This window comes from Thermococcus piezophilus, assembly GCF_001647085.1.
Lineage (GTDB): Archaea > Methanobacteriota_B > Thermococci > Thermococcales > Thermococcaceae > Thermococcus > Thermococcus piezophilus.
Map to the genome: position 1 here is coordinate 15,876 of NZ_CP015520.1, position 17,895 is coordinate 33,770.

Here is a 17,895-nt window from a genome sequence, read left to right on the forward strand (position 1 = left end):
GTTTTTTCGTCAAGTTGAGAGTAATCTTTCTAACTTTTAGTTAAAAGTCGAAAAACTTTCAGCCCATCGCCGAAAACATTTATATGAACACAATTTTATACTACTCCGAAAACTTTCGTGGAGGTGCAACCATGAACTCCGCTGTAATAATCTTGATAGCAGCTGCAATATACGTCGGGATGTACGTTACCTACGGAAGGGGCCTCCAGAACAAGGTCGTTAAGGCCGCCCCAACAGACCAACCCCGGCACACAGGCTTTACGACGGCGTTGACTACGTCCCGGCACACCCAATGGTTCTCTACGGCCACCACTTCGCGAGCATAGCTGGAGCAGGACCAATCGTCGGTCCAGCAATTGCTATGGCCTGGGGATGACTGCCAGGACTCATCTGGGTCTGGTTTGGAAATGTCTTCATAGGTGCCGTCCATGACTACCTGGCTCTGATGTCATCTGTCCGCTACGATGGAAAGTCCATCCAGTGGATCGCAGGAAAGCTCATGAGCAAGAGGACGAGCATGGCCTTCGAGCTCTACGTCTGGTTCGCGCTGGTTCTCGTCATAGCCGCTTTCGCCGCGGTCATTTCAGGAATATTCGTCAGCACTCCAGAAGCAGCAACCGCTTCGCTGCTCTTCTTAGGCGTTGCAGTAATTCTTGGATGAGTAAGGAGACCTGGTACATCGTCCTCGGAGTCTATGTCATCATAGCCTCATCTCTCCCGGTATGGATCCTCCTGCAGCCCAGGGACTACCTCAACGCCTACATCCTTTGGTTCGGCCTCATAGTAGGTAGTCTAGCGTTCATCGTCGTCGGCCTCAAGGGTGTCGGAACTTTCACCGTCCCAGCCTTCACCACCTGGTCCGCCAACGTAGTCGGCGGTAAGCCGTCACCCTTCTGGCCAACGATACCGCTTGTCATCGCCTGTGGAGCGCTGAGTGGATTCCACTCCATAGTTGGCTCCGGAACCTCAAGCAAGCAGCTTGACAACGAGCTCCACGGCCTTATGGTCGGCTACGGCGGAATGTTCACCGAGGGTCTCCTCTCGACCATCGTCATCGCATCCATAGCCATCTACGGATACCAGGTCTTCGCCGATGCGGGAGTTAGCATAACCGCCTCCAACTGGGCTCAGATATACGCTCCACAGGTGGCTGGAACCATTGGTAAGGTGACCATCTTCTCCAAGAGCTACGCCTACGGTCTCAACGACGCCTTCGGCGTAGATGTCAAGACCGGAACCATCTTCGCCAGCCTCTGGGTCTCGGCCTTCGCCCTCACGACTCTAGACACGGCGACGAGGCTTGGAAGGTTCGCCTGGCAGGAGATTATAGAGATGGTCAACGGACCTGAGATCCTCAAGAACAAGTGGATTGCATCGTTTATTCTCACCATCTTCGGTATCTACCTGGCCTGGGGCGGAAACTGGCTTATCATCTGGCCGGCTTTCAGCGGTATGAACCAGATGCTCGCGAGCATAGCCATGATGACGGCTTCGCTCTGGGTAGCAAAGATTCAGAGGCCAGAGGGAGCCTGGAAATGGGCTGTCCTCATCCCAGCGATCTTCCTGTGGATTACAGTTACGACAGCACTGGCCTGGTTCCTCGTCGTCATCAAGCCAGGGTTATGGGTGTCCCTCATAACCGTCGTTGGCCTGATCCTCAACGTGCTCCTCGTCTTCGACTGGTACGCGGCATGGAAGAAGCCGACCGAGGAGTATGCCACCGCTTGAACCTTTCCTTTTTTAATTTTGTTTTTTCGGAGGTGTGAACATTGGAGCCGATAAAGCAGTTTCTCAAGGGGTTTATGAAGTCCCTCAGGCATCAGTCAATGGAATACATAGAGTTCGAGCTCAGGGAGCTAGAGAACGTCTTCGCCCTCGTCCTTATGGGAGCCTTCGTTGGCATACCCCCACCCCCAACGACGCTTGTGATTAGGCTTATGCCCCACATGGTCAAGGAGATGCACGTGATGCAACAGAGGGCAATAAATATGGATGACATATTTGCAGAGATAGCCGGGATGTTCGACATAGATGGAGGTGGTAGCATGAGGGAATATCTAATTCCAACGGGAAAGTTTAGGACGGTGTTCGTCATCGGAAAAGGGGAGTGGACAAAACCACGACGAGTGCAGCCCTGTCCGTGGCCCTCGCTAAGAGGGGCTACAAAACGCTCATAGTCTCCCTCGATCCGGCACACAACCTGGGCGACGTCTTCATGGTAAAGCTCAACGACAAACCGAAGAAGCTGATGGAGAACCTCTACGCGAGCGAGCTGGACATGGAGAAGCTCATAAAGTCCTACCTCAAGCACCTGGAGAATAACCTCAAGCACATGTACCGCTATCTGACCGTCATAAACCTTGAGAAGTATTTCGAGGTGCTCAGCTTTTCCCCGGGCATAGAGGAGTATGCCACGCTCGAAGCTATTAGGGAGATACTCTCTAATGGTGAAGAATGGGACGTCATAATCTTTGACACACCCCCCACAGGTCTAACACTGAGGGTTTTAGCTTTGCCAAAGATTTCCCTCATCTGGGCGGACAAGCTGATAGAGATAAGGAGAAAGATTTTGGAGCGCAGAAGGGCCGTTGCAAAGATACACGGAGAGCAGAAGTTCATGCTTGAAGGTGAGGAGTTCACCCTGCCCAAGGAGGAGGAAGAGGATCCAGTTATGAGGGAGCTGAGGACTTACCGCGAGGAGGTTGCTTTCGTTGAGAAGGTCATAACCGATCCAGACAGGACGAGCGTAGTTGCAGTTATGAACCCGGAGATGCTACCGCTCTACGAAACAGAGAGGGCCTACAAGAGCCTCAAGAAGTTCAAGGTGTCCTTCAACATGATAGTCATAAACAAGGTCATCACGCTAGAGAGGGATATACCCGAACTTAAGGTCAGACTCGAGGCCCAGGAGAGGGTTCTGAGGGAGGTCGAAAAGAAGTTCAGGGGCGTTGATGTCGTGAAGGTCCCCATGCTCGCGGAGGAGCCGAGGGGGATGAAGTGGCTCGAAGAACTTGGAGGAATGGTGCTTGAGGACTGAGGAGATACTCAAACTGCTGAGGAATGTGAAGAACCCCTTCACAGAGATGGACATAGTAAGTGAGGGCCTCGTGACAAAGATTATCGTCGAGGAAGATAAGACCGTCGTATACGTGGCCTTCTCCCGCTTTACGCCTCGCAAACCTTTCGCAATGGCCGTCACCTGGCCGATCCAAGCGCGTATTGTGAGAGACATGGCAAAGGTGTTAGAGGACAAGTTGGGATACTTTGAAATAGTCGATGATATGACGTTCCAACGGTATTACCCACCTGAGGAGGTTTAATCATGGAGATAACATCCGGAGTTATACTCGCTTTGATGGTGCTCGCGGCCATTTCGTCGATACAGTTCTTCAAGGGGAGGAAGCTGAACCTAGCGCTCATGCAGCACTACCTGCGCTCTATAGAGGACGTTGTCAAGCCAGAGAACAAAGAATACATATGGCTCGGCGGCTATGTCGGTTTTAGGGCATTCTACAAGATAAACCGCGACAACATTAGAAAGTTCGAGTATACACTGACGCTTTTGCCGAGGCAGAGCATCCTCTACTTCCCGATAGCGCTCCTCACGAGCAGGCACGACAAGCTGTACATCATCATCAAGCCTCTCTCACAGATAAAGCACGAAGCGCATCTGATACAGAAGGATTACTACAGAATGAAGCCCAAGATAGAGAACGAGGAGTTCCTCCAAAGGGAAATCGTCGAAATAGCTGGGAAGAAGTACGAGGCACTCTACGAAAAGAAGAGGGACGTGGAGCTACTCAAATATCTCGTCGAGAGTCTCTCCAAGCCGCACAACGTCAAGCATGTTTCACTTACCCCTAAGACCAACGTCTTTTATATCTTCATGAAGCCCGAGCCGGACACTACAGAAGAGGACATCAAGAAAATCGTCGAGTTCACAAAGAGGAAACTGAAAGAAAGCCAATTCACAAGCTAACCCTTTTCTTCTTTTCCGAAAGATTAATGTCTTAACCTGAGCATAATTAGGGGAAGGTGACCCTCTATGGTATACACGGCCAAGTTTGGAGAGCCGATGCTCGGCTGGGTGGTCCTCGTCCACGGTCTTGGGGAGCACAGTGGGAGATATAGGCAACTTGTTGCAATGCTGAACGAGGCGGGTTTTGCCGTATACACATTCGACTGGCCCGGCCACGGGAGGAGCAGGGGCAAGAGGGGACATACAAGCGTCGAAGAGGCCCTGGAAATAATTGATAAAATCATAGACGAAATCGGGGAGAGGCCATTCCTATTTGGACACAGTCTAGGTGGCCTGGCAGTTATCAGATACGCCGAGACCAGACCGAATAAGATAAAGGGAGTAATAGCTTCCTCCCCAGCGCTGGCGAAGAGTCCCAAGACACCAGGTTTTCTCGTGACCCTCGCAAAGCTGCTAGGAGATGTTCTTTCCAGTGTCACCATAGGCAACGGTCTCGATCCAGAGCTCCTCTCCAGGTGTCCCGCGGCTGTTGTAGCATACATAAACGACCCCCTCGTCCACGATAGGATATCCTTCAAGCTCGGGAAGAGCATCTTCGTCAACATGGAGAAGGCTCACGAAGAAGCAGATAAGGTAACCGTGCCCGTTCTCATCGTAGTTGGCACCGGCGACCAGATAACTCCACCGGAAGGCTCCAGAAGGCTTTTTGAAAAGCTAACGGTCAGAGACAAAACCCTTACAGAGTTCGAGGGAGCATACCATGAGATATTCGAGGACCCCGAATGGGGGAATGAGTTCCATAGAACGATAGTGGAGTGGATAGTGAGACACACAGGGTGAAGTTTGGTGCCATTTGACACCTTCCATGATTTTATGGAACACTGGGGCGGGAGTGCGGAGGGCTGGATTGCCTACATCAGCAACTATCCAGAGCTCTTTGAAAAAATTGGAGGGACTTATGAGAGGTACGGAGCGAGCTGGAGAGAGTACCTAAGGCTGCTGGACAAGAGTCTAGAAAACGGGGCTGGGTGGGTGATGTAATTCAAAGGAAAGCCCCCCAATTCTTTTCGGCCTAGAGGCTGTAGCTGAACTTGGACGGTACGACAGGAGTGAGGGTCTGATTGCACACGAATTTGGACACATTGTACACTAGCTCATAAGGAGTGAAAAACCTGGAAAAGCTCGAAGAGGAGGCCCTTATGTGGCTGTACCCGGAGGGATTCGCCCAGGGGTTCGAAGACATCTTTACAGGGAGACCGTGGCATCTAGAACATGAAGGCTGGTTCGAATGGTGCGAAAGGAATGAGCGGTATATCAAGGAGGAGTTCTCAAGAAGAGTCCAGAAAAACGAACCGCTGAACCCGTTCTTTGGCTTGTGGTATAAGCTCTTCGGAATGCGGTTTACGGGCTATTATCCCGGCTACAGGTTCATCAGGGGCTTGAAGAGACGCTCTCCTTGAGGAGATAGTAAAACTGGAGAAAGAAAGAGTCAGGAGCAGGATTTTAGAGTTCCTTGAAGGCTAGATGTTCTCCCTCAGGTCTATTATGTGCTCCATCTCAGGACCGGTCTTTATCAGCCCGACCGGAACACCAACGCGCTCCTCAACCTCCTCGACGAACTCCTTAGCTTTCATGGGCAGCTTATCGTAGTCCGTAACGCCGAAGGCCTCTTTATCGTATTTATCGAGCATTGTGATGGCCAGCATTGTGGCCCCGTTGATTCTGGCCGAATAGCGGGCAAACTCGAAGTCAAACCAGCCCGCCCTTCTCCTCCTACCAGTTACGGTGCCGTACTCTACCAGGCCCAGCTTTTCTGCTTCCTCTTCGCTCATCTCTGTGGGGAACGGCCCCTCTCCAACGCGCGTCGGAAAGCTTTTGAAGACGACTATGACGTCATCGACCCTCGTTGGCCCTATCCCCACATCGCTTGCTATGGCAGATGCCGTTGTGTCCTTGGATGTAACGTATGGATAGGTTCCGTAGTAGAGGCTCAAGCCAAAGCCCTGCGTCCCCTCGACGAGAACTAGCTCCCCATCATCGAGCGCGTCGTTTACTTCCTGAGCCACGTCGGTCAGATAGGGCTTGAGCTCCCCTATGTTCTTGGCTTGCTTTGCCACGCGCATTACCCTGTCGGCGTTTGCCGGCCCGCAGCCTGAGCCAGTGGTTCCTATTTTATCGTGCAGGTGGATGTTTTTCTTGTCGCGCTCCTTGTGATTGGGCTCTATAATGGCGCAGCGGTAGTCTATCCCAACCCTGTTGGCAACATTGAAATCTTTTAGTTGCTCGAGCTCGTAGAAGAAAACCTCTGGATCTACGAGAACTCCAGCCCCAACGAGAAGCCTGGCATTCCTCTGCATGAAGCCCGTTGGCAACTGCCTTACCCAGTACTTCCTGCCGTTAATGAAGACGCTGTGTCCTGCATTCGTTCCAACGCCGCCCCTCGCTATGATTTGGGGCCTGTCCTTCATGGCAAGATAGGCTATGAGGGAACCCTTGCCCTCGTCTCCCCATTGACCGCCAACAACGATGTAGCTCGGCATGGCTCCTTACCCATGTTTAAGTCAATAGGGGGCTTATAATGGTTTCGAATTAAACAGGAGTATGCCAAAAAGTGGAGGAGATAAATGGCAAAAGGTTAAAACCCACGGCAAACACTACTTACGGAGGTAGGGAAGATGAAAAACAAGCTGGTCGTCGTTACTGGCGGGGCAGGCTTCATAGGCTCGCACATTGCATGGGAGGTGAGCATGGACAATGACGTGGTGATTATTGACAACCTCTACACGGGAAAGAGGGAGAATGTCCCACCTGCAGCAAAGTTCGTTCAAGCCGACATCAGGGACTACGAGTCGATAGCCGAGCTGATAAGCCACGCAGATTACGTTTTTCACGAGGCTGCCCAGGTCAGCGTCGTCGAGAGCGTTAGGGATCCGGTTTTCACAGAGGAGGTCAACGTTATAGGCACACTCAACATTTTGAGAGCCCTAATGGAAGGTTATGGAAAGCTGATTTTCGCATCTTCCGCCGCCGTTTATGGCGACAATCTGAATCTGCCACTCAAAGAGACGGAAACGCCAAAACCACTCTCTCCCTATGGCGTCACGAAGCTAACGGCCGAGCAGTACCTTAGAGTTTTCAACGAGCTCTACGGCATCCCAACGGTTTCCCTGCGCTACTTCAACGTCTTCGGCCCGAGGCAGAGTGCCAACCAGTACGCGGGAGTTATAAGCATCTTCATCAACAGTGCGCTGAAGAACGAGCCGCTTGTAATCTTCGGCGACGGGAAGCAGACGAGGGACTTCATCTACATCAAGGATGTCGTTAAGGCCAACGTTTTAGCCGCTGAGAGTTCAAGGGCTAACGGTAGGATATTCAACGTCGCAACTGGGGGGCAGACAACGATTCTGGAGCTGGCGATGAAAATCATTGAGATAACTGGCACGACCAGCTCGATAATCTTCGACAAGCCGAGGCCGGGGGACATAAGGCACAGCCAGGCGGATATAAGCGAGATTAGAAAGCTCGGCTTCGAGCCAGAGTGGACGCTAGAAGAGGGGCTGAAGAAAACGGTAGAGTGGTACAGGATCAGGGCTTGAAGTAGATGGTGTGGACGTAGTTTTCCTGCCCTTCAATCCTCACCAAAGGCCTCGGATACACGTATGGATAGACCGCTACCCAATCATAGAGGCTGAAACTACCGTCGTCCTGGCCAAGTCCAAAAGGCCCAATAACAGGATTTTCAGAACTGAAATCCAATATCCAGACTGGAGAGCCATTTTGGTATGTGTAGACAGTGCCATTTTGGTCTGCAGATAGCTGGAATATGGCCCACTCGTTAAGTATGTATTCGTTTGACGCTGATTCATACACATAGTAGCTGCCGCTGCTCAGATCAAATGTTAGCATGTAGTCATAGTAATCAGTTTGCCAGTTTCCCCACCACCTGTAAGTGCGCGAAGAGATTATCTCTCCCAGACCCACATTATTAGCGGTATCTACATATATCAGATAGAGTGGTCCATAGACTTCCTGTCCGTTAACAACAGGCACTCCAAGATCCGCCCTAAGTGCAACCTCGTATCCGTCGCAATATGGACACGACCCTACATTGGTGCCGAGGTCCTCAGTTGTAATTATCAAAGTGCCATCAGTTAGATTAAGGATCCCACCAACGAGGACCGGCGTGGCCCCAAATACTACCGTCCAATTGTCTAGGGCAGTATTAAAGTCATCAAAGAACCAGAATACCTTGTTGGGATTATTGTACGTGGAGTTATAAGCAGACTGGTTACCGTAAAAGATGTATATCGTGGTTGTCTGGCTGGCGCTCAGGTTCATCTTGACCCAGAACCAAGTTTTCTGCGAGGTATTGTCATAGAAATACCAGTAGTACAGACGGCTGCCATTTTCATAAGTGACGTAGGGGTATAGAGAGCTCCAGTCACCATTAAGGGTGAAGTTTACAACATAGTCCGTAAGGTCCTGTCCGCTTCTTTCTGTAATAGTTATGGAAACATTGCCACTACTAACTGGCGAGTACTTATCGGAACCCACACCAACTTTCAGTACGTTGAGAGAAATGGAGGGAGATAGACACCCAGTATAAGACAGGAAGTTATCCGAAGGAGGCAATACTACCATTTTTATGCCAACTACATTGAGGGGGGTTCCATAGGGATAGCTCAGATACTCCACGCTATTGGGAAGGGACACGTACAACGGCTGTCCACCCGGAAGGTCGCTGGTTAAGGTGGTAGAATAAATATAATATCCCGGATCAGTCTTTGACCACCAAAATCCTTGCCGCGTCCAGTTTTCCAAGGTTATGTTCAAGTAGATTGTAGTGCCAGCAGGGATGTCATCAGAGAACACTATCACAATCTGGGCATTACTGTAATAGTATCTATCCTCAGGAATAATCCGCCCAACAGTCCGTGGACTCCAAGAGATATTAACGGTTGCCTCCCTAACTGGACTCACCACATCACAGCTCCCCACTCCAATCTCCTGCACGGAAACATTAATGCTGAGGACGGCTAACCCAAACGTCGCGAGGAGAAGCATCAATGAAATTATCAATGGGGTCAGCTTCAACTTCCTCATCTTAAAATGAAATATAGAGTGAAAAGTTTAAAATGTTATCTCCAAGTTTCGCTTTTCAAATTTCCAAAAGTGGAGAGAAAAGAAACTCAAATGACGTCACTTCTTCAAGCTGAAGCCCATTGCGCCCTCCTGTTGGAGCTTCTGGGCCTTCTGGGCGAGCTCCTGGAGCTGGCCTTCAAGCCTCTGAAGACCCTCCTGGGTCTTCCTTATCGCCCTGTCGTACTCCTTTATGCGGGCCTCGAGGTAGGCTATAGCGTCGTCGAGGCTCTTTTCGATAGCATAGCCCGAGCCAACGCTGACTATCGCGTTGTTCTTATCCATTATCATTCCCCTGAGGAAGGAGCCAGCACCAATTGGCACGAGGATTTCAGGCTTCTCGTCTTCAACATTCTTGAGCTCCTCAAGGGTCTCCTTTACCACCTGGAACTCGTTCATTCCGAGGGTTAGGAGCTCGAGGTTCTGGGCTAAAAGCTGAGCCTGAGCCTGCAGGAGCTGGTACTCGTAAGCGAGCCTTTCGAGTTGCTCGTTTCTCTCCGCCATTTCGCACCACCGATTGGATTTGGGTTGGAGGCTTTTAAGGTTTGGGTTGCCTTTGCCACAAACTACAAGGAAAGTTACAGAACCAGCCCGCGCACGAGCTCATGACAAAGGACAAGAAATGGGAAGAGTGCAGATTTCGCGAGCTGTGGTCTCATTTCAGTATCTCGGCCTTAACCCTCTCGGCTATCTCCTTCATCGCCTGGGATGCCTTTGAGTCTGGGAAGACCTCTACGACAGGCTTAAGCATCGCCATGCTCCTCGGTATCGCCCTGTCATAGGGAACCTCGCCGAGTATCGGTATCCCCTCGCTCTCTGCCCACTCGTGGAGGGCTTTGAACCCATGGTTGAAGTCGGTCTTGTTGATTATGAGGTAAGCCTGCTGCCTGAAGTGCTGGACGACCCTGTAAGCCCTCTGAACGTCGCTGAGAGACGCTGGCGTCGGCTCGGCAATGAGTATTGTCAAATCTGCCCCGCCGATGCTAGCTATAACCTGACAGCCTATTCCCGCTGCACTGTCCACTATCATGTGCTCCAGGTTGAGCTCGGCCATGAGATTCTTGGCCCACTCCTTCTCTTCGGTTACCAGCTTACCGCTGTTCGGCCTTCCAACGTCGAGCTGGGCAGAGATGAGCGGAAAACCATAGGGCGTTGTGGTCTTGCGTACGATACCTGAGCGGACTTCCTTAAGGGTTATGGTTCCTGGCACTGGACAGACAAGACCGCAGACGTTGCAGCCCTCACAGGTGAGCTCGCTCACGACGTAGTTGCCGTCTACGAACTTAATGCAGTTATAGGGACACCTCTCATAGCAGATGCCGCAGTGGATGCAGCTATCCTGATTGATGTGCACAACCTTTGCCCCAACTAGCTCCCTTTCCTCTTCCCAGCGCTTGACGCCGAGAAGGAGGTCGAGGTTCGGCGCATCTGCGTCCGCATCCACCGCCACGAAGTTGTATTCATCCTTCAGAAGGTAGAGGAGCGAAGCAGTTACGGTGCTCTTTCCAACGCCGCCCTTGCCACTCGCAATTACGAGCTGCATCACTCACCACCTCCCAGGAACCCGACGATCCTCTCGGCGATTCTCCTGAGTATCTCGGCCTCGGAGTAATTGGTTAGGACTATGGGTTTTCCGCTGACGTAGCTCCGTATGATGTTCTCGCTGTAGGGAATCTCGGCAATTATCTCGGCGTCGTAGCGCTCGGTGATTTCCCTCACCTTCTCCACATCTCCGAGGTCGGAACGGTTGACAACTACCATCACTGGAATGTCCATAAGCTGGGCAAGCCTGAGAATCAGCTCACCATCGTGAAGGCCGAGGGGAGTCGGCTCCGTAACGGCTATGATGAGCTTAGAATCCTCAAGTGCCTTCGAAACAGTATTGCTCGTACCTGCTGCGGTGTCCACTATGAGGAGCTCCTTGTTTAAGCTTTGGGCCCTCTTCTTGGCTCTGGAGACAATGGGCATGGCCCTTTCCTCGCCCTCCAAAAGCCTGCCCGTAACGAGCGGGAAGCCATAGGGTGTCTCCGTCAGATAGGTATGGCCCATAAGTTTCTTACCGGGCAGTATCGCTCCAGGAACTGGGCAGACTATCTCACAGGCGGCGCAGCCAGAGCAGAGGTTAGGCATCAGGAAGGGAGTTCCGTCACGCATGGTTATTATTGCGTGCTCCTCACAAACTTCCGCGCACTTCCTGCAACGGGTGCACTTGGAGTAGTCGAAGCGCGGCATGAAAAGCTCAACGGGCTCCTCGTTCTGGAGCCCAATTCCGAGGAGAATGTGATCGTTAGGGGCTTCGACGTCCAAATCAGCCAGCACCAAGTCAAAGTACTCGCTGAGGGCTATCGCGAGATTTATCGCAACTGTTGATTTTCCAGTGCCTCCTTTTCCTCCGCTCACTGCAATCTGCATTACCTCACCTCCAGAATTAGGATAACCTAAAAGTTTTTAAGCGTTGTGCATATGCTCACACGGTGGTGTAGATGAAGTGCCTGAAGGTTGCCTTTGGGATGGAGAACGACGAGACGCTCATCGATGCTCACTACGGCGATTCTGAGTTCTTCGCCATCTACGAGGTCTGTGAAGACGGGAGCGTCAAGCTCCTTGAAAAGCGTCCCAACAAGGCAAAAGATATAAAAGAGCACAACGAAGGGCACGGCGACCCGAGGAAGGCTAAAGCGATAGTGGGCCAGCTAATGGATGTTGACGTTCTAGCTGCATTCAGGATGGGACCGAACTTTCTGAGGATAAGAGATGAGAGCGACAAGGTAGCCTTCTTCACGAGGACGAGGGATTTGAAGCTCGCCCTCCAGAGGGTTGCCGAGAACTTCAATGACCTCTGGGAGCAGGTGCGGGAAAAGAAAGCCAAGACGGGAGGATGAGCTTCCGGGGATAGCCCCAAGGGTCGAAAAAATTGTCCTCTCCTACGAGGCCCTCGCGCTTTTCCTCGATTTTCCCCTAAACCCTCTGACGGTTAAGTGCTACGTCGTAGGCCTGACCGCTTTCCTCATTGGGGATTTCCCTATGGCTCCTCCGCTACCCCCAAATCAGAAGGGCATGAAATGGAAAAGCTCCTGACTTCGGGCTGCTATTCTAGGGTCAGACATTCAATATACTCCATTTGGGGTTTCTTTATCGTTCCGGGATTTTCGCTGATGCTTGCAGAACCTCCACCCTTACAGTTCATATATCATATTTGGCTCGCTGTGGTGAGATTAATATGTGAGGAGGAGAAGGAAATAGAGGAGCGGTTCGGGAATGAGTGGAGAGAGTACACATCAAGAACGCCCAGGTTCATACCGCGGATTTAAACTCCTGCCAGTTCACCTCTACGTCCTGCTCCACCTGGGAGGGCTGGGGTTGACTACACCAAGATAATGGCCAGGATGACAGAGCTCGACGTTCAGACGATTAACGATGCCATAAAAGACCTCATAGAGCTTGGGCTTAACGACGAGAGCCCTCGCTATCACCGCCCTCTGCTGCTCGCCGCCACTCAGTGTAGTGGGCCTCCTGTGGATGAGGTGGTCTATGCCGAGGAGCTTAGCGATGTGGTGAACCTCCTCCCTGATCTTCTCCTTATCTTTCATACGCTTCCTTAATCCATGACTATGTTGTCATAGACGCTCATGTGCGGAGAGAGAACGTAGTCCTGATAGACCACGCTGATTCCTCCTCTCTCTAGAGGCAACTCCGTTATGTCCAGCCCTTCAAGGATTATCTGTCCCTTTTGTGGCTTATAGAAGCCCGCTATTGTCTCCAGGAGTATGGACTTCCCGCTGCCCGTGGGCCCGATTACAGTGACGTACTCCCCCGTTCAATATCCAGAGAAACGTCCTCGAGCCTGAACTTTCCCAAGTCGTGCTCAGTTCCCTGATTTCAAGGAACACAGGTACCACCCCCAGCTTTTCGAAAGCAAGAATGGCGAGGAAGGACCCCACTATCAGCAATATGCCACTCGTTATGGCCATCCCTATGTTGCCGTAGGAGCTGTTCAGGTAGAGAGTCACGGGCAGTATCTCGTGTTCATGTAAGAGCCGCCAGCAAGGATGAGCACGGACCCAAGGCTCCCATGCACCTCGCGAAGGTTATTATGGTAGAAGTAAAGAGGCCGTTCTTCGCCAGGGGGAGCGTGACGTTTCTAAACGTCTCGAACTCGCGTAGCCGAGGCTCCTAGAGACGAGCTCGTACCTAAAGCTTACCGATTCAAAGGTTGAGTAGGCTATCCTGGTGGCGTAGGGCAGGGCGGTGAATATCTGGACCACCACGATGCCGAGCTTGGTGAAGACAACTTTAATTCCAAGGCTCTGAAATGCCTCCCCAACGAGGGTCCTGCCAAAGAGGAGAAGCAGGGCGAGCTCCAGAACCAGCTCTGGAAATGCCATGGAGAGGTCAAGTATCGACTTGACAACGCTCTTCCCAGGGAAGGAGAACCTCAAAAGGGCGTATCCTATGGGGATGGCAATGAACATGACGATGACCGTAGAGATGGAAGCCGTCAGAAGGGACAGCTTGAGGGAGAAGATCATCTCCTCGGATTTCAGAGCTTCTAATATATCCTCTGGGCCCGGAACAACGAAGAGGGCCACTATGGCCATGAAAAGGAAGGGGGTAAAAAGGAGGGAAACAGCAATGCAGAGCCCCCTGAAGTTCAGCCCTGCCATGGCCTGAACCCCCACTTCTCAAGACCTCTGCGTGGTTCGCTATGAATTCGTTGAAGGCCTTTGCCACCTCCAGGTGCCTGTCATTTTCAGCGCAGGTCGTCACGGCAGTTGGAATGGTCTTTATGATGTTCTGCTCCGGTGGAATCTGGATGACCTCGATCTTGCCCTTTGCCTGTGCCCACGTTGTCATGTCCTCCCAGATTATCGCCGCATCTGCCTGCCCAGTGGTGATGTAAATGAGCAGCTGATTGACCGTTGGCGTAAAAGTCACGACGTTCCTGCTCACGTTCTCCCAGAGGCCGTTATTCTCGAGGATTTTCTTCGCAACTTTGCCTATGGCACAGGCCTTCGGGTCGCCGAGGACAACCCTAACGCCGGGCTTTGCCAAGTCCTCAAGAGATTGTATCCCTTTGGGGTTTCCGGCTGGAACCGCTATGACCGAACGTGCAGGGTGACGTTTCTCAATGTGTCGCTCAGAACGTAGCCCTTCTCTATGCCGACCTGGGTGTAGTCCCAGGCGCTGGGGATAAAGACGTCGCAGCCGCACGTGGTCTGCAGAATCCCAAAAATCTCGCTGCTCCCACCATAGTGGACTCGACCTCTGCCCCAGTTTCGTTCTCAAACATTCCTATCAGCTCGTTCATGGGCTTCATCAAGCCCGCTCCAGAACAGATGACGAGGGTTTTACCCTCAAACTTTTTCGTGCTTGTGCTCGTATTGTCCACCTTTTCGCTAATGCAGACACCTGAAACCACTCCCAGGATTAGGAGTTCACTCAGGAGTAACGCCAAGCGCTCCTTCACGGAAACCACCGCGTGATACACAGGTTTGGGAGAATTTAAACATTTTAGGTAAACAATTTCACTAAAGTTAAATGATTTTCTTTGCAAAAAACCCCTCGCAAGGATTAGGGTGACCGAAAAGTTTATAATTGTGTGCATATGCACAAATACGTGAAGAACGAATAGTGTGGAGGTGATAAGTATGAGGATTGCGATACCCACCAACGGTGGAGGGCTTGAAGACACGGTCGCCCCTGTCTTCGCAAGGGCTCCGGCTTTCCTCATAGCAGACGTTGACGAGAACGGCAACATCACGAACAGCAAGGTCATCCAGAACGGTACAGCCATGGCCGGCGGTGGAGCCGGGCCGATGGCAGTGCAGACCCTCATCAACGAGGGCGTTGAGGCGGTTATAGCGCCACAGGTCGGACCAAATGCGCTCGGTGCCATTCAGGCAGCAGGAATAAAGCTCTATCAGGTATCCCCAGGAACTCCAGTTGAAGAGGCCATAAAGGCCATTGCCAGTGGAAGTGCTAGCCAGTTCGGCGCTCCTGCTCCAGTTGTCCCAGCCAGAGCTTACGGACCAGCCTACCCGGTCTACCCCGCTTACGGCTTTGGATGGGGCCGTGGCCGCAGTTGGGGCCGTGGCTGGGGAAGAGGTGGCAGAGGCTGGGGAGCTCGCCTGGGCTACTGCCCATGGACGGGCCGGCCAAGCAGGAAAACCCCCCGCTGGCTCTACGGCTGGTGGTGAGGCCTTTTTCTTTATTCTACCTTGGAGGTATGGTAGATGCCGAGGGGAATGGGCAGGGGATACGGTAGAGGCTTCGGCAGGAGTTATTACCTGGGACCCTTTGGCTTCTACGGCCTGATAGACCTTCTCCTGCTGATAGGGATCCTCTACCTCCTGGTCAAGCTCTTCATAGTTGCGGCTCCCTACGCGGTTGGTCTTCTGGTTCTGCTAATCCTGCGCGAGTTTATGAGACCAAGGTTCTGGAGGTCATTTTGAATTTATTTGAGCTTATGAAACTTTTTTAAATTTGGCTTTCCTAATCCTAACTGGAGGTGGAAAGATGAGGATAGTAATCTCAACCATAAACGGAGGACTCGACGACAGGGTGAACCAAGCCTTCGGAAGGACTCCCTCTTTCACCATAGTGGACGTAGAGAACGGAGAGATAACCAACGTCCAGGTCGTCCAGAACCCGGGCTACAGCCAGCCAAGGGGAGCAGGGGTTATCGCGGCCCAGTTCTGTATTGACCAAGGTGCGGAAGTGGTAATAGCCGGACAGTTCGGGCCGAACTCCTACAACGTTCTCCAGGCTGCAGGCATAAGGATGGTCTCGGCACCTCCGACGATGACCGTCAAAGAGGCCGTTGAAGCGTTCTTCCGCGGCGAGCTTCAGGGTGCCGTGATGGGCAGAGAAGGCGGCGGAATGGGTCGTGGTATGGGACGTGGCATGGGGCACGGCAGGGGCGGCTGGTGATTGAACTCTTCCCTTCCTTCATTTCCGATTTCTTAGGACATTAGCCCCCAATCGAGTCCAGCACGTGCCCAACAAGTTTAATAGCCGGAGTATTGGAATCCCCAATTGGTGGTAGGAGGAACAGAAGGCGGTGGCTCGCGGGTCTTCTTGCCCGCTCATAGCCCAAGGGGTTTTATCGCTCTACTTCTCAACCGCGACTGGTTTCCAGAGGGAACTTGTCCCCACTACCCCTTGAGCTGTGGTTTTCTTCATAACAGCGAGCGTGGAATGATCCTCATGGGCTGGCTCTTGGCGGTGTGGGCAATGAAAACCTTCAGGGGCATTGCCATTCCCAAGTTCATCGACGTCTTGGCATCATAACGGCACTACGTGCTATCCTAACGCTCAAGCAGAATTCAGACTGACCGATACTCAAAAATGACCCGCAAACCCTCTATTCCTTCCCCACGAGGGTTTTCTGGTGATCCCTATGCTGGGCATAGACCTTTCTGGAAAGCTTGCCTTTACAACAGCCTCAAGCAAGAGAATAGGCTTCGGCGTTGCGAGGGTCTTGCCAAGGCAGGAGCTGACGTGATACTACTCTCTAGGAGCGAGGAGAGCCTGAAGAGGGCGAAAGAGAAGATAAAGGCCGAGAGCGACGTTAGTGTTAAGTACATAGTGGCCGACCTCACGAAGATAGAGGATCTCGAGAGAACGGTAAAAGAGCTTGGAAACATAGGAGAGCCAAAGATATTCTTCTCCATAGGCGGCCCAAAGCCCGGCTACTTCATGGAGATGGAAATGGTGGACTGGGAAGGAGCTATTAGGCTCTCCTCTATCTAGCAGTCTATCCCACCAAGGCTCTAGTCCCGACGATGGAAAGGAAGGGCTACGGAAGGATAGTATACTTGACAAGTGTGGCTATAAAGGAGCCCATATCCAACATAGCCTTGAGCAACGTGGTGAGGATTTCCATGGCGGTCTTGTGAGGACTCTGGCGAAGGAACTCGGGCCGAAGGGGACAACGGTGAACGGCATAATGCCTGGAATAATAAGGACGGACAAGATAATCCAGCTCGCCCATGACAGGGCGAAGAGGGAAGGAAAGACTGTGAAGGAGGTCCTCCATGAGTATGCGAAGCCAATACCTCTGGAAAGGCTCGGCGAGCCCGAGGAGATAAGCTACCTAGTTGCCCTCCTCGCAAGCGAGTTTTTCAGTCGACGGTGGAAGGTTGAGCTCGGTGTTTTGAGAAGCGCTCTTCAGTATGCCTTTCTAGAATACAACACTCTCTTAAAGAACTTTTATTGTTTGGGCGGTATATCCTAAACGACGGGAGAGTGCGAATATCTCGTTGATTGGGTCGGCAAAATTTACAGATCATCCATAGAGGAAAAATTTGCTCAGAAAAGACATCACCGTCGATGGTTTTATAAAGCATATAACCCAACTTGTCAAATCAATCAACGCAAAACACTTCGTAATTGATTCTATATCGCCGCTAACACTCGCATGGAAAAAATTTGACGTTAGATCGATGATGCTGAAGCTCAAGACAGCATTCTCCAACATGAACGTAACCATCCTTCTGATACGTGAAAACTCCATACGAACTCAGCAAATACCTTGTGGAGGGCTACATTGCCGATGGCATTGTAACCCTTGGTCTCAAGGAAGTAGTGGATGAGGAATGGGTAAACTCAAACGCTATTTAGTCGTTAGAAAGATGTGTGGAACACGCCATTCGATGTACAAGTATCCATTCGAGATAACTGAAATGGAAATAATCGTATTTCCCTCGGGGAAAATCTACCAAGCAAAAGCCAACGATTTTAAAATATTAGAGCCCGATCTCTGACTGCAAAAATGG

At 51.6% G+C, this 17,895-nt stretch carries 21 protein-coding genes and 6 pseudogenes; 17 read left to right on the plus strand and 10 right to left on the minus strand.

Features of this window, described 5'->3' with window-relative positions:
* Positions 1-131: 131 nt before the first annotated feature.
* The 8 genes and pseudogenes from A7C91_RS00070 to A7C91_RS11335 all read left to right on the plus strand — a co-directional run bounded on the left by A7C91_RS00070 (position 132) and on the right by A7C91_RS11335 (position 5,439).
* Positions 132-1,728 (plus strand): annotated as a pseudogene (locus A7C91_RS00070) (carbon starvation CstA family protein).
* A gap of 41 nt (positions 1,729-1,769) precedes the next feature.
* Positions 1,770-2,030 (plus strand): annotated as a pseudogene (locus tag A7C91_RS00075) (DUF7990 family protein); the annotation flags it as partial.
* Between the two features lie 15 nt (positions 2,031-2,045).
* Positions 2,046-3,037 (plus strand): annotated as a pseudogene (locus tag A7C91_RS00080) (ArsA family ATPase).
* On the plus strand, positions 3,027-3,320 hold the full coding sequence (locus A7C91_RS00085; RefSeq protein WP_082871956.1) for an iron-sulfur cluster assembly protein: 294 nt from the start codon (positions 3,027-3,029) through the stop codon (positions 3,318-3,320). Before A7C91_RS00080 ends, A7C91_RS00085 begins: the two are co-directional and overlap by 11 nt.
* A gap of 2 nt (positions 3,321-3,322) precedes the next feature.
* Positions 3,323-3,979 carry a hypothetical protein gene (locus tag A7C91_RS00090; protein ID WP_068663827.1) on the plus strand — a complete coding sequence of 219 codons (657 nt, stop codon included), beginning with the start codon at positions 3,323-3,325 and terminating at the stop codon, positions 3,977-3,979.
* 66 nt (positions 3,980-4,045) lie between these two features.
* Entirely contained in the window at positions 4,046-4,819 is a 774-nt protein-coding gene (locus A7C91_RS00095; protein ID WP_068663829.1) for an alpha/beta hydrolase, read from the plus strand.
* Between the two features lie 6 nt (positions 4,820-4,825).
* On the plus strand, positions 4,826-5,020 hold the full coding sequence (locus A7C91_RS11330) for a hypothetical protein (RefSeq protein WP_068663831.1): 195 nt from the start codon (positions 4,826-4,828) through the stop codon (positions 5,018-5,020).
* 122 nt (positions 5,021-5,142) lie between these two features.
* The gene (locus A7C91_RS11335; protein ID WP_234394396.1) at positions 5,143-5,439 is read left to right on the plus strand and encodes a hypothetical protein; all 297 of its coding nucleotides are present in this window, start codon (positions 5,143-5,145) and stop codon (positions 5,437-5,439) included.
* Between the two features lie 60 nt (positions 5,440-5,499).
* Here A7C91_RS11335 and A7C91_RS00110 read toward each other — a convergent pair whose 3' ends face one another.
* Positions 5,500-6,519: an adenylosuccinate synthetase gene (locus A7C91_RS00110; RefSeq protein WP_068663832.1), complete on the minus strand. Its 1,020-nt coding sequence runs from the start codon at positions 6,517-6,519 to the stop codon at positions 5,500-5,502.
* A 135-nt stretch (positions 6,520-6,654) separates the two neighbouring features.
* Here A7C91_RS00110 and A7C91_RS00115 point away from each other — a divergent pair, with 135 nt between their 5' ends.
* A complete protein-coding gene (locus tag A7C91_RS00115) occupies positions 6,655-7,575 on the plus strand; it encodes an SDR family oxidoreductase (protein WP_068663834.1) in 921 nt (306 codons plus the stop codon).
* Here the strand turns inward: A7C91_RS00115 and A7C91_RS00120 are convergent.
* From A7C91_RS00120 to A7C91_RS00135, 4 genes are all read right to left on the minus strand, one after another.
* The gene (locus A7C91_RS00120) at positions 7,565-9,082 is read right to left on the minus strand and encodes a DUF2341 domain-containing protein (RefSeq protein WP_082871957.1); all 1,518 of its coding nucleotides are present in this window, start codon (positions 9,080-9,082) and stop codon (positions 7,565-7,567) included. The two genes, A7C91_RS00115 and A7C91_RS00120, sit on opposite strands and share 11 nt — an antisense overlap.
* 96 nt (positions 9,083-9,178) lie before the next feature.
* Positions 9,179-9,622, minus strand: coding sequence for a prefoldin subunit alpha (pfdA, locus tag A7C91_RS00125; protein WP_068663838.1), 444 nt, complete (start codon positions 9,620-9,622; stop codon positions 9,179-9,181).
* Between the two features lie 151 nt (positions 9,623-9,773).
* Positions 9,774-10,661 (minus strand): nucleotide-binding protein, encoded by an 888-nt coding sequence (locus A7C91_RS00130; protein WP_068663840.1) that lies wholly within the window; start codon positions 10,659-10,661, stop codon positions 9,774-9,776.
* Entirely contained in the window at positions 10,661-11,530 is an 870-nt protein-coding gene (locus A7C91_RS00135) for a nucleotide-binding protein (RefSeq protein WP_068663841.1), read from the minus strand. The genes A7C91_RS00130 and A7C91_RS00135 overlap by 1 nt, the downstream gene beginning before the upstream one ends.
* Positions 11,531-11,601: 71 nt before the next feature.
* Here A7C91_RS00135 and A7C91_RS00140 point away from each other — a divergent pair, with 71 nt between their 5' ends.
* Both A7C91_RS00140 and A7C91_RS10890 read left to right on the plus strand, forming a co-directional pair.
* Positions 11,602-12,000, plus strand: coding sequence for a NifB/NifX family molybdenum-iron cluster-binding protein (locus A7C91_RS00140; RefSeq protein WP_068663842.1), 399 nt, complete (start codon positions 11,602-11,604; stop codon positions 11,998-12,000).
* A gap of 180 nt (positions 12,001-12,180) precedes the next feature.
* On the plus strand, positions 12,181-12,429 hold the full coding sequence (locus tag A7C91_RS10890; RefSeq protein ID WP_199920046.1) for a hypothetical protein: 249 nt from the start codon (positions 12,181-12,183) through the stop codon (positions 12,427-12,429).
* 18 nt (positions 12,430-12,447) lie between these two features.
* On the opposite strand, the gene A7C91_RS12060 is transcribed toward A7C91_RS10890, so the two are convergent.
* From A7C91_RS12060 to A7C91_RS11350, 5 genes and pseudogenes are all read right to left on the minus strand, one after another.
* On the minus strand, positions 12,448-12,708 hold the full coding sequence (locus A7C91_RS12060) for an ATP-binding cassette domain-containing protein (protein WP_068663844.1): 261 nt from the start codon (positions 12,706-12,708) through the stop codon (positions 12,448-12,450).
* Positions 12,709-12,716: 8 nt separating this feature from the next.
* A complete protein-coding gene (locus A7C91_RS12065) occupies positions 12,717-12,914 on the minus strand; it encodes an ATP-binding cassette domain-containing protein (protein ID WP_199920122.1) in 198 nt (65 codons plus the stop codon).
* Positions 12,915-13,209: 295 nt separating this feature from the next.
* Positions 13,210-13,782 carry an ABC transporter permease gene (locus A7C91_RS11345; RefSeq protein WP_234394397.1) on the minus strand — a complete coding sequence of 191 codons (573 nt, stop codon included), beginning with the start codon at positions 13,780-13,782 and terminating at the stop codon, positions 13,210-13,212.
* 97 nt (positions 13,783-13,879) lie between these two features.
* Positions 13,880-14,329: pseudogene (locus A7C91_RS12460) on the minus strand (substrate-binding domain-containing protein); the annotation flags it as partial.
* The gene (locus tag A7C91_RS11350; protein ID WP_234394398.1) at positions 14,274-14,594 is read right to left on the minus strand and encodes a hypothetical protein; all 321 of its coding nucleotides are present in this window, start codon (positions 14,592-14,594) and stop codon (positions 14,274-14,276) included. The gene A7C91_RS11350 and the pseudogene A7C91_RS12460, both read right to left, overlap by 56 nt.
* 172 nt (positions 14,595-14,766) lie before the next feature.
* On the opposite strand from A7C91_RS11350, the gene A7C91_RS00160 reads away from it, so the two are divergent.
* The 6 genes and pseudogenes from A7C91_RS00160 to A7C91_RS12465 all read left to right on the plus strand — a co-directional run bounded on the left by A7C91_RS00160 (position 14,767) and on the right by A7C91_RS12465 (position 17,883).
* Positions 14,767-15,315, plus strand: coding sequence for a NifB/NifX family molybdenum-iron cluster-binding protein (locus A7C91_RS00160; protein ID WP_068663846.1), 549 nt, complete (start codon positions 14,767-14,769; stop codon positions 15,313-15,315).
* 36 nt (positions 15,316-15,351) lie between these two features.
* The gene (locus tag A7C91_RS00165) at positions 15,352-15,570 is read left to right on the plus strand and encodes a hypothetical protein (protein WP_068663848.1); all 219 of its coding nucleotides are present in this window, start codon (positions 15,352-15,354) and stop codon (positions 15,568-15,570) included.
* 64 nt (positions 15,571-15,634) lie between these two features.
* Positions 15,635-16,048, plus strand: a complete 414-nt coding sequence (locus A7C91_RS00170; protein WP_068663850.1) for a NifB/NifX family molybdenum-iron cluster-binding protein — start codon at positions 15,635-15,637, stop codon at positions 16,046-16,048.
* Between the two features lie 108 nt (positions 16,049-16,156).
* Entirely contained in the window at positions 16,157-16,408 is a 252-nt protein-coding gene (locus A7C91_RS10910) for a hypothetical protein (protein ID WP_199920049.1), read from the plus strand.
* 109 nt (positions 16,409-16,517) lie between these two features.
* Positions 16,518-17,277: pseudogene (locus A7C91_RS12240) on the plus strand (SDR family oxidoreductase).
* 147 nt (positions 17,278-17,424) lie between these two features.
* Positions 17,425-17,883 (plus strand): annotated as a pseudogene (locus A7C91_RS12465) (ATPase domain-containing protein).
* Positions 17,884-17,895 lie beyond the last annotated feature (12 nt).

Bases quoted from the DNA above. Each gene is read 5' to 3' on its own strand.
- A7C91_RS00110 (WP_068663832.1), bottom strand. From the start codon at position 6,519: ATGCCGAGCTACATCGTTGTTGGCGGTCAATGGGGAGACGAGGGCAAG.
- A7C91_RS11345 (WP_234394397.1), bottom strand. From the start codon at position 13,782: ATGGCAGGGCTGAACTTCAGGGGGCTCTGCATTGCTGTTTCCCTCCTT.
- A7C91_RS00135 (WP_068663841.1), bottom strand. From the start codon at position 11,530: ATGCAGATTGCAGTGAGCGGAGGAAAAGGAGGCACTGGAAAATCAACA.
- A7C91_RS00130 (WP_068663840.1), bottom strand. From the start codon at position 10,661: ATGCAGCTCGTAATTGCGAGTGGCAAGGGCGGCGTTGGAAAGAGCACC.
- A7C91_RS00170 (WP_068663850.1), top strand. From the start codon at position 15,635: ATGAGGATAGTAATCTCAACCATAAACGGAGGACTCGACGACAGGGTG.
- pfdA (WP_068663838.1), bottom strand. From the start codon at position 9,622: ATGGCGGAGAGAAACGAGCAACTCGAAAGGCTCGCTTACGAGTACCAG.
- A7C91_RS00095 (WP_068663829.1), top strand. From the start codon at position 4,046: ATGGTATACACGGCCAAGTTTGGAGAGCCGATGCTCGGCTGGGTGGTC.
- A7C91_RS10890 (WP_199920046.1), top strand. From the start codon at position 12,181: ATGGAAAAGCTCCTGACTTCGGGCTGCTATTCTAGGGTCAGACATTCA.
- A7C91_RS12060 (WP_068663844.1), bottom strand. From the start codon at position 12,708: ATGAAAGATAAGGAGAAGATCAGGGAGGAGGTTCACCACATCGCTAAG.
- A7C91_RS00115 (WP_068663834.1), top strand. From the start codon at position 6,655: ATGAAAAACAAGCTGGTCGTCGTTACTGGCGGGGCAGGCTTCATAGGC.
- A7C91_RS00140 (WP_068663842.1), top strand. From the start codon at position 11,602: ATGAAGTGCCTGAAGGTTGCCTTTGGGATGGAGAACGACGAGACGCTC.
- A7C91_RS00165 (WP_068663848.1), top strand. From the start codon at position 15,352: ATGCCGAGGGGAATGGGCAGGGGATACGGTAGAGGCTTCGGCAGGAGT.
- A7C91_RS00160 (WP_068663846.1), top strand. From the start codon at position 14,767: ATGAGGATTGCGATACCCACCAACGGTGGAGGGCTTGAAGACACGGTC.
- A7C91_RS00090 (WP_068663827.1), top strand. From the start codon at position 3,323: ATGGAGATAACATCCGGAGTTATACTCGCTTTGATGGTGCTCGCGGCC.
- A7C91_RS00120 (WP_082871957.1), bottom strand. From the start codon at position 9,082: ATGAGGAAGTTGAAGCTGACCCCATTGATAATTTCATTGATGCTTCTC.